This is a genomic window from Symbiobacterium terraclitae (assembly GCF_017874315.1).
GTDB lineage: Bacteria > Bacillota > Sulfobacillia > Symbiobacteriales > Symbiobacteriaceae > Symbiobacterium > Symbiobacterium terraclitae.
This window is the reverse complement of the sequence record NZ_JAGGLG010000025.1, coordinates 1-13,423: the sequence shown is the minus strand read 5'-3', so window position 1 is coordinate 13,423 and position 13,423 is coordinate 1. Positions and strand designations below refer to the sequence as shown.

At 69.1% G+C, this 13,423-nt stretch carries 13 protein-coding genes; all 13 read left to right on the top strand.

Annotated elements, in window-relative coordinates; translation table 11 throughout:
- Window positions 1-225: 225 nt before the first annotated feature.
- Window positions 226-813, top strand: a complete 588-nt coding sequence (gene fapR / locus J2Z79_RS13230; protein ID WP_209467371.1) for a transcription factor FapR — start codon at window positions 226-228, stop codon at window positions 811-813.
- On the top strand, window positions 810-1,850 hold the full coding sequence (gene plsX / locus J2Z79_RS13225; RefSeq protein ID WP_209467370.1) for a phosphate acyltransferase PlsX: 1,041 nt from the start codon (window positions 810-812) through the stop codon (window positions 1,848-1,850). The genes fapR and plsX overlap by 4 nt, the downstream gene beginning before the upstream one ends.
- The gene (locus tag J2Z79_RS13220) at window positions 1,847-2,839 is read left to right on the top strand and encodes a beta-ketoacyl-ACP synthase III (RefSeq protein ID WP_209467369.1); all 993 of its coding nucleotides are present in this window, start codon (window positions 1,847-1,849) and stop codon (window positions 2,837-2,839) included. The genes plsX and J2Z79_RS13220 overlap by 4 nt, the downstream gene beginning before the upstream one ends.
- Window positions 2,840-3,001: 162 nt before the next feature.
- Window positions 3,002-3,850: a DegV family protein gene (locus J2Z79_RS13215; RefSeq protein WP_209467368.1), complete on the top strand. Its 849-nt coding sequence runs from the start codon at window positions 3,002-3,004 to the stop codon at window positions 3,848-3,850.
- A 61-nt stretch (window positions 3,851-3,911) separates the two neighbouring features.
- A complete protein-coding gene (gene fabD / locus J2Z79_RS13210) occupies window positions 3,912-4,856 on the top strand; it encodes an ACP S-malonyltransferase (RefSeq protein ID WP_209467367.1) in 945 nt (314 codons plus the stop codon).
- A 1-nt stretch (window position 4,857) separates the two neighbouring features.
- Complete coding sequence (gene fabG, locus J2Z79_RS13205) at window positions 4,858-5,604, top strand: 3-oxoacyl-[acyl-carrier-protein] reductase (RefSeq protein ID WP_209467366.1); 747 nt, start codon at window positions 4,858-4,860, stop codon at window positions 5,602-5,604.
- Between the two features lie 49 nt (window positions 5,605-5,653).
- Window positions 5,654-5,893 carry an acyl carrier protein gene (acpP, locus tag J2Z79_RS13200; RefSeq protein WP_209467365.1) on the top strand — a complete coding sequence of 80 codons (240 nt, stop codon included), beginning with the start codon at window positions 5,654-5,656 and terminating at the stop codon, window positions 5,891-5,893.
- A gap of 88 nt (window positions 5,894-5,981) precedes the next feature.
- Complete coding sequence (gene rnc, locus J2Z79_RS13195) at window positions 5,982-6,689, top strand: ribonuclease III (RefSeq protein ID WP_209467364.1); 708 nt, start codon at window positions 5,982-5,984, stop codon at window positions 6,687-6,689.
- A gap of 170 nt (window positions 6,690-6,859) precedes the next feature.
- The gene (locus tag J2Z79_RS13190) at window positions 6,860-7,120 is read left to right on the top strand and encodes a stage V sporulation protein S (RefSeq protein ID WP_209467363.1); all 261 of its coding nucleotides are present in this window, start codon (window positions 6,860-6,862) and stop codon (window positions 7,118-7,120) included.
- Window positions 7,121-7,303: 183 nt separating this feature from the next.
- Window positions 7,304-10,885 carry a chromosome segregation protein SMC gene (gene smc, locus J2Z79_RS13185; RefSeq protein ID WP_209467362.1) on the top strand — a complete coding sequence of 1,194 codons (3,582 nt, stop codon included), beginning with the start codon at window positions 7,304-7,306 and terminating at the stop codon, window positions 10,883-10,885.
- Window positions 10,886-11,038, top strand: a complete 153-nt coding sequence (locus J2Z79_RS13180; protein ID WP_209467361.1) for a hypothetical protein — start codon at window positions 10,886-10,888, stop codon at window positions 11,036-11,038. It begins immediately after the preceding gene.
- An 86-nt stretch (window positions 11,039-11,124) separates the two neighbouring features.
- Window positions 11,125-12,042: a signal recognition particle-docking protein FtsY gene (gene ftsY / locus J2Z79_RS13175; RefSeq protein ID WP_209467360.1), complete on the top strand. Its 918-nt coding sequence runs from the start codon at window positions 11,125-11,127 to the stop codon at window positions 12,040-12,042.
- Between the two features lie 100 nt (window positions 12,043-12,142).
- Window positions 12,143-12,517: a hypothetical protein gene (locus J2Z79_RS13170; protein ID WP_209467359.1), complete on the top strand. Its 375-nt coding sequence runs from the start codon at window positions 12,143-12,145 to the stop codon at window positions 12,515-12,517.
- Window positions 12,518-13,423: the final 906 nt, after the last annotated feature.

Sequence of the window (13,423 nt, the reverse complement as noted above, 5' to 3'; positions counted from 1 at the left end):
ACCGCCCCGGCGTCGAGCTGCGCCGGGCTTCCACAAGGGGTGCCCGGCGTCCCGTGCTGCAGTTGACTATTGCCAGCCCGTCTGCCAGGGACTATAATTGTCACCAGATCCTAAAACCTCGTTTTAGAAGCGGCATGCCACAGCAACTGCTATGACCGGATGGCGGGACAGGTGCCATCCACCACCTGCAACAGCGGCGGCGTGAGAAAGGCGAGGTGGTCTTCCGTGAACACCGGGCTCAAGAAGCGGGATCGGCAGGCGGCTCTACGGGAGAAGATCCGCGACAACCCCTTCCTCAGCGACGAGGAACTGGCGCACATCTTCGGCGTCAGCATCCAGACGATCCGGCTCGACCGGCTCGCCCTGGGCATTCCCGAGCTCAGGGAGCGCACCAAGTCGGTGGCCGAGCGCACCTACGGCATCGTCAAGTCCATGGGGTCCAAGGAGATCGTCGGCGAGCTGATCGACATCACCCTGGGCGAGCGGGGCATCTCGATCCTCGAGACCACCGAGGACATGGTCTTCGAGCGCAGCCGGGTGGTGCGGGGGCAGTATATCTTCGCCCAGGCCGAGTCGCTGGCCATCGCCCTCATCGACGCCGACGTGGTGCTGACGGGCCTGGCCAACGTCAAGTTCAAACGGCCGGTGACCGTCGGCGAGAAGCTGGTGGCCAAGGGCGAGGTGATCCGCCGGCGGCGGAACCAGCACGTGGTGCTGGTGGAGACCCGTGTGGGCACCGAAAACGTATTCCGCGGCAAGTTCTCCGTGTTTGCGGTGGACCCGGCCCGGGTGGCGGGAGGCGCTAACGAATGAGCTTTCGCATCGCAGTAGACGCCATGGGCAGCGACGCCGCTCCCGCTCCGGAGGTGGCCGGCACCATCGCCGCCGCCCGGGAGTGGACGTCACTCCGGTTCGTGCTGGTGGGCGACGAGCAGCGCATCCGGGCGGAGGCCCAGAAGGCCGGCGGCCTGCCGTCCAACGTGGAGGTCATGCACACCACCGAGGTGATCACGCCCGACGAGGAGCCCACCAAGGCCGTCCGGGCCAAGAAGGACGCCTCCCTCACCGTCGCCGCGCGGCTGGTGAAGGAGGGGCAGGCCGACGCCCTGCTGAGCGCCGGCTCCACCGGCGCCCTGGTGGTGGTGGGCACACTGGGCATCGGTCGGATGAAGGGGATCGACCGGCCGGCCCTGGGCACGATCATGCCCACGGTGGAGCAGCCCGTCTTCATGCTGGACGTGGGCGCCACGCCCGACGCCCGGCCCGAGTGGCTGGTGCAGTTCGCCCTGATGGGCGACATCTACGCCCGGCAGATCCTGGGCCTGGCCCGGCCCCGGGTGGCGCTGCTGAGCAACGGCACCGAGGCCGAGAAGGGCAACGCCCTGGTCAAGGCCACGTACCCGCTCCTGCAGGAACTCGAGTCCGTCCACTTCATCGGCAACATCGAGGCGCGGGACGTGCCCTTCGGCGGCGCCGACGTGGTGGTGGCCGACGGCTTCCCCGGCAACGTGCTGCTCAAGACCTACGAGGGCGTGGCCATGGCGCTGTTCAAGGCCATGAAGCAGGCGCTCACCTCGTCGCCCATCACCTCGATCGGGGCGGCGCTGGCCAAGCCGGGTCTGAAGCAGATGGCCAAGCGGTTCGACTACACCGAGTACGGCGGCGCCCTGCTGCTGGGACTCAAGGCCCCGGTGGTCAAGTGCCACGGCTCGTCCAACGCCCACGCCATCCGAAGCGGCATCCGGGTGATGAAGCTCGCCCTGGAGGGCGACGTCATCGGCCGGTTGGCAGACGCTGTGGCGAAGCTGCCCGCACAGAAACCCAAGGACAAGGGGGATTCCCCAGGATGAGTTTGCGCCCCGTTGGCATCACCGGCATCGGCGCGGCGGTGCCTGAACGGGTCCTCACCAACCAGGAGCTGGAGCGGATGGTGGAGACCTCGGATGAATGGATCCGGACGCGCACCGGCATCCGGGAGCGCCGGATCGCCGCCCCCGAAGAGGCCAGCTCCGACTACGCGATCCGGGCGGCCCGGAAGGCCATGGCGCAGGCCGGGGTCACGCCCGATCAGGTGGATCTGATCATCTGCGCCACCGTCACGCCCGACATGCCCTTCCCGGCGACCGCGGTCCTCGTGCAGGACGCCATCGGCGCGCACGGCGCCGCCGCCTTCGACCTCTCGGCGGCGTGCCCGGGCTGGGTTTACGGCGTCGTCATGGCGCAGCAGTCGATCGCCACGGGGCTTTACAACTGTGCCCTGGTGATCGGCGTGGAACTGCTTTCCAAGGTGGTGAACTGGAAGGACCGGAGCACCTGCGTGCTCTTCGGCGATGCGGCCGGCGCCGCGGTGCTGCAGCCCGTCTCGGAGGGGCGGGGCATCCTGGCCTCCGTGCTGGGCTCGGAGGGATCGGGGGCCTGCCACCTGAACATCCCGGCCGGCGGCTCGCGCATGCCCACGTCGCCCGAGACGGTGGCCCGGGGGCTGCACTACGTACAGATGAACGGCTCCGAGGTGTTCAAGTTCGCCGTGCGGGTCATGAACGAGGCGACCGTGCAGGTGGTGGAGAAGGCCGGTTTCGGCGTCTCCGACATCGACCTGCTGGTGCCGCACCAGGCCAACACCCGCATCATCGACAGCGCGGTGAAGCGCCTGGGGCTCGACCCGGAGCGGGTGGTGGTCAACCTCGACCGCTACGGCAACACCTCGTCGGCCTCGATTCCCGTGGCTCTTGCCGAGGCGCTGGAGGAGGGACGGCTGCAGGACGGCGACCGGGTCGTCTGCGTCTCCTTCGGGGCCGGACTGGTGTGGGGCGCCCTGGCGCTCCGCTGGGGTCGGTGAGGCCCTGGCGCCGCCGGGGGCGACAGAGACGGTGTGGGGCGCTCCGGCGCCGCACCGGGGCGATGGGTGATCGGGTGTGATCCGCCCCGGCGCTCGCCGGGAGCGATAGAGATGGCGAAAGCCTCCGAGGGGGGCAGACAGAGCAAAGGGGGAGGACCGGAGATGGGGATCCGCATCGTCACCGACAGCACCGCCGACCTGCCGAAGGCGCTCTGCGAGGAGTACGGCATTGAGGTGGTGCCGCTCACAGTCAACTTCGGCCCGGAGTCGTACCTGGACGGCGTGAACCTGGATTCGGCCGGCTTCTGGGCCAAGCTCAAGGAGAGCCCCCACCATCCCAGCACCGCCAACCCCGCTCCGGGCGACTTCCTGGAGCGCTACCGGCGCATCCACGAGGCGGGCGACGAGATCGTCTCCATCCACATCTCGTCCCGGATGTCCGGCACGTCGCAGTCGGCGCAGATCGCCGCGCAGATGCTGCCGGAGGCCCGCATCAGCGTGATCGACTCCCGGACCGTCTCGCTGGGCCTCGGCCTGGTGGTGCTCGGCGCGGCCCGCATGGCCCGGGAAGGGAAGAGCCGGGAGGAGATCGTCGCCTGGGCGCAGGCGACCTGCGAACGGATGAACATCCTCTTCACCATCGACACGCTGGAGTTTCTGCAGCGCAACGGCCGCATCGGCAAGGCGCAGGCGCTGCTGGGCTCGCTCCTCGGCCTCAAGCTCATCCTCCAGGTGGACCGGGAGGGCGTGGTGGCGCCCGCCGACAAGGTGCGCGGCCGCTCCCGCGTGCTGGCCCGGGCCCAGGAGATCATGCAGCAGCGCGTGCCGCCGGGCCGGCGCATCCGTCTGGCCATCGTCCACACGCAGTCGCCCGACGAGGCGCGGGCGTGGGGCGAGGAGGTCAAGCGGCACTACCAGGTGGAGGAGTACCTGGTGGGGGACCTCGGCGCCGTGGTGGCCTGCCACGCAGGACCGGGCGCCCTGGGCATCATCTTCCACGAGGTTGACTAGACCGGCGGCCAGCTGGTCGATAATCGGAGCGAACACTCTGTAGGAAAGAGGCTATATCGGCATGGCGAAAATCGGCTTCCTCTTCCCCGGGCAGGGCGCCCAGTACGTGGGCATGGGCCTGGAGCTGGCCCGTCAGTATCCCGCCGTCGCCCGCCGCTTCGAGCAGCTGAACGAGCTGGTCGGCTTCGATCTGACCCGCCTCTGCTGGGAGGGGCCGGAAGAGGAACTGAAGAAGACGGCAAACCAGCAGCCCGCCATCCTGGCGCTCTCGGTGGCCTGCCTGGAGCTCCTGGAGGAGCAGGGCATCCGGCCCGACGTCTCCGCCGGCCTCTCGCTGGGCGAGTACAGCGCACTGGTGGCCGCCGGGGTGCTGACCTTCGAGGAGGCGGTACCCCTCGTGCGGCTGCGGGGCACCTACATGCAGGAGGCGGTGCCGCTGGGCGTCGGGTGCATGGCGGCGATCCTGGGGCTGCCCACCGAGCAGGTGGACGAACTCTGCGCACAGGCGGCCCGGGAGACCGGTCTCCACGTGGAGGGGGCCAACTACAACTGCCCCGGCCAGGTGGTGGTCTCGGGCCACACCCCGGCGGTGGAGCGGTGCATGGCGCTGGCCGTGGCCGCGGGCGGGAGGGCGGTCAGGCTCTCCGTCACGGCGCCCTTCCACTCCCGGCTGCTCACGCCCGCGGGTGAGCGGCTGGCCGAGGCCCTGGCGGCGGTTCCGCTGCGCGACGCCCAGATCCCGGTGGTGGCCAACGTCACCGCCGACTACGTCACGCAGGCCGGCGAGATCCGGCGCCTGCTGATCGAGCAGGTCTCCCGGCCGGTGCGCTGGGAGGAGTCGGTGCGCCGCATGATCGCCGACGGGGTGGATACCTTCATCGAGGTGGGCCCCTCCCGGACGCTCACCGGCTTCCTGCGGAAGATCGACAAGGGCGCGACCGCCCTGCACGTGGAGGACCCGGCCTCCCTGGCGCGGGTGCTTGATTCCCTGGGGAGGGTCTGCTAAGATGAACCTATCTGATCAGGTGGCAATTGTTACCGGCGCCACCGGCGGCCTGGGCCAGGCCATCGCGCTGGCCCTGGCCCGGGAAGGGGCCTCCGTGGTGGTGAACTACGCCCGGAGCGCCGAGAAGGCCGAGGCCCTGGTGCGCCAGATCGAGGAGGCCGGGTCGGCCGGCCTGGCGGTGCAGGCCGACGTGTCGACGGCCGAGGGCGCCGAGGCGCTGGTGAAGGCGGCGCTGGACCGGTTCGGCAGGGTCGACATCCTGGTGAACAACGCCGGCATCAACCGCGACACCCTGCTGGCCCGGATGAAGGAGTCCGACTGGGACGACGTGCTCGACACGAACCTGAAGGGCGCCTTCCTCTGCATCAAGGCCGTCACCCGCCCGATGATGAAGGCCCGGAGCGGGCGCATCATCAACATCGGATCCGTGGCCGGGCTGGCGGGAAACCCCGGGCAGGCCAACTACTCGGCCGCGAAGGCCGGCCTGGTCGGGCTCACCCGGTCGGTGGCACGGGAGCTGGGCAGCCGGAACATCACGGTGAACTGCGTGGCCCCGGGCGCCATTGACGCCGGCATGCTGCTGGAGCTCAGCGAGCAGCAGCGGGAGAACTTCCTCCGGCAGATTCCCCTCGAGCGTTTTGGCAGGCCCGAAGACGTCGCCGCGGCGGTGGTTTTTCTCGCCGGTCCCGGGGGAGCGTATATCACCGGGCAGACCCTCGCGGTCGACGGTGGCCTGACCATGTACTAGCACTTTCCGGTACTGGGTGCCGATACCTTGAGAGGAGGTGAACCTGCCCATGTCTGCGGATCCGATCTTCGAAAAGGTGAAGGCGATTATCGTCGAACAGCTGTCGGTCGAGGAGGAGGAGGTGACGCCCGAGGCCTCGTTCATCGAGGATCTCGGCGCCGACTCCCTGGATATCGTGGAGCTGATCATGGCCCTGGAAGAGGAGTTCGAGATCGAGGTGCCCGACGAGGACGCCGAGAAGCTCACCACCGTCGGTGCAGCGGTGGCCTACATCAAAGAGCACAAGTAGCGTGCGAATGACCGACTGTACGTGCAAAGTCCCGTAACGACGCGCAACTACTGCAGCGGCGGTGCGGGGCTTTTCATCTCCGGGAGGGATGGCCGTGTCCGTACTGGACCCGGAACGGCGCGCCTGGTGCGCCCAGGCCGTGGGCCACGAGTTCAAGGACGAATCGCTGCTCTTGGAGGCCCTTACGCATACCACCTACGCCAACGAGCACCCGAAGGCCCGGGCGAACGAACGCCTGGAGTTCCTGGGCGACAGCGTGGTGGGTATGGTGATCGCCGCACACCTGTACGCGCAGTTCCCCGACCTGCCGGAGGGCGAGCTGACGCGGATCCGGGCGGCCGTCGTCTGCGAGCCGTCGCTGGCCTCCCGCGCCCGCGCCCTGGGGCTCGGGCAGCGCATGCGCTTCGGCCGGGGCGAGGCGGTGACCGGCCGGGACCGCGACTCCACGCTCTCGGACGGCTTCGAGGCGCTGGTGGGCGCGCTCTACCTGGACGGCGGCCTGGAGGCGGCGCAGCGCTTCGTGCTGCGCGAGCTGGGGCCGCTGGTGGAGGCCGCCCGGCAGGGGCAGGTGCGGGTCGACTACAAGACGCAGCTCCAGGAGCGGCTGCAGCGCGAGGGCGCGATGGCCCCCGAGTACCGGCTGCTCCTCGAGGAAGGGCCGGCGCACCTCAAGCGGTTCCAGGTGGGCGTGTACTACCAGGGCACGCTGCTGGGCACGGGGTGGGGCCGCAACAAGAAGGAGGCGGAGCAGGAGGCCGCACGGCAGGCGCTGACGGGCGAGCACCGCCCGGGCTAGCCCGCCCGGGTGGCCTCACGGGGTACCGGACCGGTCTTTATTCGAATTGATCGCTATATTCCTAGAGAAATCTTTACGACGATAGAGGGAAAAAGGACAACGACATCGAATAGACAATAAGGGATACCTATATTCTATGCAGCGCTGTTCTGGTAATGGGGGGAATGGTTATGGAAGCACTAAAGGTGTCAGCAACGTCGAACCCGAAATCGGTAGCAGGTGCTCTTGCTGCAGTCCTGCGGGAGAAAGGCAGCGCTGAGGTTCAGGCTGTTGGAGCGGGAGCGGTCAACCAGGCGGTTAAGGCGATTGCGATCGCCCGGGGGTACGTGGCACCGAACGGCATCGACCTCGTGGCCGTACCGGCCTTTGCCGAGATCGCCATCGAAGGCGAGGAGCGCACAGCGATCCGATTCATCGTGGAACCACGGTAGCAGCACAACCGAGCAAGAGGAACAGCCGCCTGCACGGCAGAGCAGGCGGCTCGTTTCGTGCCCGCCGGTGCGGGGGGCGGCCCGCGCAGGAGAGTTCTGCCTTGCTGTCGAATACGAGCAGTCGCACGAGGCGCCTGGATCGCGGCAAGCGGGCGCCCTCCTTGGTTGAGGAGGCAGCGAGTATTGTACCTGAAGCGTTTGGAGATCTTTGGCTTCAAGTCCTTCGCGGAAAAGACCGAGCTGGAATTCACCCCTGGCATCACGGCCGTTGTCGGGCCCAACGGCTCCGGCAAGTCCAACGTGTCCGATGCGATCCGCTGGGTGCTGGGCGAGCAGTCCGCCCGGGCGCTGCGGGGCGGGTCGATGGCCGACGTCATCTTCGCCGGCAGCGACGGCAAGCGGGCCATGGGCTTCGCCGAGGTCTCGCTGGTGCTGGATAACAGCGACGGCGCCCTGCCCCTCGACTTCACCGAGGTCATGATCACCCGCCGGGTGGACCGCTCCGGCGAGGGCGAGTACTTCATCAACCAGGTCCCCTGCCGGCTGAAGGACGTGCAGGACCTCTTCTTGGATACCGGCATCGGCAAGGAGAACTACTCGATCATCGGGCAGGGGCGCATCGACGAGATCCTCTCCTCCAAGCCCGAAGACCGGCGCGCCCTGTTCGAGGAGGCCGCCGGCATCTCCCGCTACAAGGCGCGAAAGCGGGAGGCGCAGCGCCGCCTGCAGGAGACCGAGCAGAACCTGCTGCGCATCACGGACATCATCGGCGAGCTGACCGCCAACATGGACACGCTGGCTCAGCAGGCCGAGAAGGCCGGCCTCTACACCGAACTGGACCGGGAGCTGACCCGGCTGGACGTCGGGCTGCTCGCCTACCAGCTCAAGGGCGTGATGGCCAGGCTGGAGCAGCAGCGGGCCGAGAACGCCGCCCTCGCCCAGAAGGCGGCGGACGTCGCACAGCGGATGCAGGCCGCCGAGGAGGCCCTGGAGGTGGCGCGCCAGCTGGTCGCCGCGCTGGACGAGGAGCTGGGCGTGCTCTCCGTTCAGCTCGCCGAGGCCGCCGGCCGGCAGGAGCGGGCCGAGGGGCGCCTGGCTCTGGCCCAGCAGCAGCAGCAGGCCGTGGAGGCCGACCGGGCGCGCCTCGCCCGCGAGCTGGAGGCGCTGTCGGGGAGGCTCAAGCAGGTGGAGGCCGAGCTGGCGGGCCTGGCGGAGCGGGAGGCTGCGGTCCGGCAGGATGCCGCCGGCCTGTGCGAAGAGCTGGAGGCCCTGGAGGCCGCGTGCCAGGAGGCCGAGCGCGCCAGCCTCGCGGCGCAGGCTGAGGTGGAGGCGCGCAAGGACCGCATCGTCGCCGTCCTGCAGCTGGAGGCCGAGAAGCGCAACGGCGCCCAGGCTGCGGACCGGGCGGCCGAGGAGGCTGCCCGGCGGCTGGCGCGCCTTCAGGCCGAGCGGGAGCGGGCGGAGTCGGACGCCGCCCGGACCAGCGAGCGCACGGCGCAGCTGGCCGAGGCCAGGGGCGAACTGGAGCGGCAGCGGGCCGCACACCAGGCGGAGCTGGCCGAACTGGCGGCCGAGCGCAACGCCACGGACCGGCGCCTCCAGGCGCTGCAGGCCCGGCACGCGGAGCTCAGGGAGCAGATCCAGGCCGCCTCGTCGCGCCTCGGCGCAATCGAGGAACTGATCAGCGGGTTCGAAGGCTACCAACGGGGGCCCCGCACCGTCCTGCAGGGGCGGGAGAAGGGCGCCCCCTGGGCGGCCGACGTCCTGGGGGCCGTCGCCGAGGTCATCCGCACGGAGGCCCGGTACGAGAAGGCGATCGAGGTGGCCCTGGGCGGCGCGGTCCAGAACCTGATCACCGCCACCGACGAGGGCGCCAAGGCGGCCATCGAGCACCTGAAGCGCACCGGCGGGGGGCGGGCGACCTTCCTGCCGCTGAACACCATCCGGCCCCAGTCCTACCGGCCGGACGAGGAGCGGGAGTTCCGAGGGGCACCGGGCATCCTGGGCGTGGCCATCGACCTGGTCCGCTTCGAGGAGCGCTTCCGGCCCGCCATCGCCGCGCTGCTGGGCCGCACCCTGATCGCGGAGAACTTGGATGCCGCGCTGGCGCTGGGCCGCAAGACCGGCCAGCGCTTCCGGGTGGTCACGCTGGACGGCGAGCTGCTGGCCGCAGGCGGCGCCCTGACCGGCGGCGCTGCCGGCGGGCAGGGTTCGGGCCTGCTGGCCCGCGAGCGGGAGCGGGAGGAGCTGACGGCCAGGCTGGCGGCGCTCAAGGGCGAGCTGCAGGAGACCCGTGCGGCCTACGAGGCGGAGCAGGCGCGCCGGACGGCGCTGGGCCAGCGGATCCAGGAGGCCGAGGGCCGGCTGCGCGCTCTTGAGACACGGCTGACCCAGACCGAGGGAGACGAGCAGCGGCTGGCCGACGAGGCGCGCCGCTGGGCGCAGCTCCTGGAGACCCACGCCCAGGAAGGCGCGGCCATCGAGGCCGAGATCCGGGCGGCCCGGGAGTCCGCCGCCGCGCTGCGGGAGGAGCTGGCGTTCCTCGGCGCGGAGCGCGAGGCGCTGGAGGCCGAGGTCGGCCGCCTGACGGCGGACGGCCGGCAGCGGGACGAGGCGCTGGCCCGGCGGCGGCAGGAGCTCACGGACGTGCAGGTGCGCCTCGCCGGGCTGCAGGAGCAGCTGCGGGGCGTGGAGGCGCAGCGGCGCCGCGCCGAGTCGGAGCGGACGGGGCTGCTGGCCGACCGCGACCAGCGGGAGCAGGAGCAGGCGGCGCTCGCCGCCCGCCTGGAGGAGCTGGCCGCCGACCTGGAGGCAGCCCGCGCCGAGGCGGAGGAGGCGGCCCTGTCCCGGGCCCGCCTGGCCGAGGAGCGGGACAGCGTGCAGGCCCGCAAGCTGGCCGCCCAGGAGCAGGTGAATGCCCGGGAGCGGGAGCTGCGCAGCCTGCGCCGGAGCCAGACCGAGCTGCAGAACCGGTGCCAGCAGGGCGAGGTGGAGGAGGCCCGCCTGACGTCGGAGCAGGAGGGGCTGGTGGCCCGGCTGGCAGAGCAGTATGAGCTGACGCCGGCGGCGGCCCTGGAGCGGGCGCTGCCGGAGGAGGAGACGGAGTTTGCCCGGGCCCGCATCGCCGCGCTGCGGGAGCAGATCCGCGAGCTGGGGCCGGTGAACCTGCAGGCGATCGACGACTACCGGAACGCCCGGGAGCGGCTCGCCTTCCTCCAGGCGCAGGAGGCGGACCTGGAGGAGGCGAAGTCCTCGCTGTATCGGGCGATCAAGGAGCTGGACAAGCGGATCAAGACCCACTTCTACGAGTCGTTCCAGGAGATCCGCCGGGCCTTCCAGCAGGTCTTCGGCGAGCTGTTCGAGGGCGGCAAGGCCGACCTGCAGCTGGTGGACGAGAACGACCTGCTGGAGACGGGCATCGAGATCATCGCCCAGCCGCCGGGCAAGAAGGCGCAGCCCCTGAGCCTGCTCTCGGGCGGCGAGCGGGCGATGACGGCCATCGCCCTGCTCTTCGCCCTGCTCCGGGTGCGGCCGTCGCCCTTCGTGGTGCTGGACGAGGTGGAGGCGGCGCTGGACGAGGCCAACGTGGAGCGGTTCGGCCGCTACCTGCAGAACGCGTCCCGGGAAAGCCAGTTCATATGCATCACGCATCAACGGGGAACCATGGAGGTGGCAGACACGCTGTACGGGGTGACCATGGAGGGGACTGGCGTTTCCCGAGTGGTCTCCGTCCGGCTGGTGGACATCGAAACGGAGGCGAGCTAGATGGCGAAGGACGACATTCAGCTGGACGAGAGCGGGCGGCCGGTCGAGCACGATGGGCGGCGGCTGCCGGGCTGGGTCTACGGGGTGCTGATCGCCCTCCTGGTGATCATCCTGCTCGGGGTGGAGTCGATCCTGAACTGGCTGCTGTCCTGAACTGACCCCGGCCCCGGCGGGCGGTTTCCGCTTCCGCACAACGGGGAGCATAGAGCAAGCGGAGTCTTTGCGAAGGAGCGAGCCCTGTGGGATTCTTTGACCGGTTGAAGGCAGGTCTGCAGAAGACGAAAGAGGCGCTCGTCGGCCAGGTGAACACGGTGATGAGCGTCTTCCGCAAGATCGACGACGAGCTGTTCGACGAGCTGGAGGAGGCCCTCATCCGCGGCGACGTGGGCGTGACGACCTCCTCCCGGCTGGTGGAGGAGCTGCGCCGGCAGGCGCGCGTGCGGGGGCTGAAGAACGGCGACGAGCTGCTGCCGCTGCTGAAGGAGCTGGTGGCCGAGCGGCTGGGCTCTCAGGTCGCGCCGCTCAACCTGAACGAGGGCGGCCTCACCGTCATCCTGGTGGTGGGCGTGAACGGCGTGGGCAAGACGACGACCATCGGCAAGCTGGCCCGCCACCTGCGGGAGGACCGCGGGATGAAGGTCATCCTGGCTGCGGCGGACACCTTCCGCGCGGCGGCCATCGACCAGCTGAAGGTCTGGGGCGAGCGGGCCGGTGTGGAGGTGGTGGCCCGGGCCGAGGGCGCGGACCCGGCGGCCGTGGCCTTCGACGGCGTGCAGGTGGCGAAGGAGCGGGGGGCTGACGTGCTCATCGTGGACACTGCCGGCCGGCTGCACAACAAGGGCCACCTGATGGACGAGCTGGGCAAGATTGCCCGGGTGCTCGGCCGGGAGGTGCCGGGCGCACCGCACGAGACGCTGCTGGTGCTGGACGCCACCACCGGGCAGAACGCCATCCAGCAGACGAAGCTCTTCAAGGAGGTCGCCGGCGTCACCGGCATCGCCCTGACGAAGCTGGACGGCACGGCCAAAGGCGGCGTCGTGGTGGCGATCACGGACACGGTGCAGGTGCCGGTGAAGTTCATCGGCGTGGGCGAGCGGCTCGACGACCTGCAGCCGTTCGACCCGAAGCAGTTTGCGGATGCGCTGTTCAGTGAGTAGACGCGAACGCGGTCGCCTGTGTTGACAGGCGACCGTTAATTTTGCAACAATCTACGAGGAATGGGTTTTGGCACCGGAGATGGATCGGGGAGGACGTGACGTGGACAGGTATTTTCCGGGCTATCTTCGGGAGCACGCGGCGCGCGTCTGGCTTCGGGCGGGCAGAGTGGCTTACCTGTACGCGACAACCGGAGCACTGATCGGCTATCTGGTAGGCTATTTGATCAACCCGCTCCTGACGCAGAGCCTGAACAGGGAGGAAACGATCTTTCTTGGCTTGGTCGGTGGGGTGGTTGGCGGCTTCCTCGGGTGGCAGCTGGGCGAGACGCGGGCAGAGGCCCTTCGGCTGCAGGCTCAGTTGGCGCTCTGCCAGGCCCAGATCGAGGAGAACACCCGTGTTGCCCAGGCCGCCGGGGCCGACTCACCGCCACGTACCTGCTTGGGCAGACGGGCGACGCTGCGCGGCCGTCCTTGAGCACCCAACGGGCTCCGGCGGCCACACTCAGTATTACGTGAGTGCGGCACTGCGGTCGAGTGGGTCAACGCGCTGTCGAATGTTAGCGAACGAAAAACGGGACGCGCCTCCAGCGTTCGACTGACCCGAAGGCGCGTTCCGTGTTAGCATGTGGCCGGGAGTAGTTGCCGCAGGCCCGCCTCTGGAAGGCGGTAGCCGCAGTGAAGGCCACAGTCTACATCAGCCTTGAGCTGAACGCCGGATCGGTGATTCGGACGTGGCTCGTGCGTCGCACAAGGGCTATGATCTCCGCTATGCGATAGTGGTCGTCCCAGTCTGTTCAGGCAGTGCTGCGACCACGCTTCAGGTTTGTGGCGGCAACTTGCGGCCTCCCAGGGCCCCACGCCGCGGGCTCCTTTCCCATTACACCGATGTCCGCGCACGTCACCCGGGGTTGCTCGCGGCTTGCCGCGCCTTGCCACACGACATCGCAACCGGCAGCGGAGGGAAGGTCCCGCCCAGTCAGTCGAAGACTTGCGAACGAAACACGGAACACACCTACAGGATTCGACTGACCTGAAAGCGTGTTCCGTGTTACCCTTTGACCCGGAGTACACGCCGCCGGCCTGCCTCTGAAGGAGGTGGTCGCAATCAAGGTCACAGTCAACTTCAGCTTCGAGCTGAACTCGGATTGTTGATCTGGGCGTGGGTCGTGAGTCTCATTAAGGACCTGACCTCCGCTCTCCAGTAGCGGTCGCGGTCGTTACTGAAGATACCAACTCCGAAGTCCAGTATGCAGCTAGAGTGCAACCTCGTGGTGAAAATGCAGCGACTAGGAGCCTGTCCGGGTAACCGCACGTGAGATAGGGGCAGACTCCCAATGATTGGATATCAACGATCGTGCCTACTTCTTCATGCGCTGTCTGA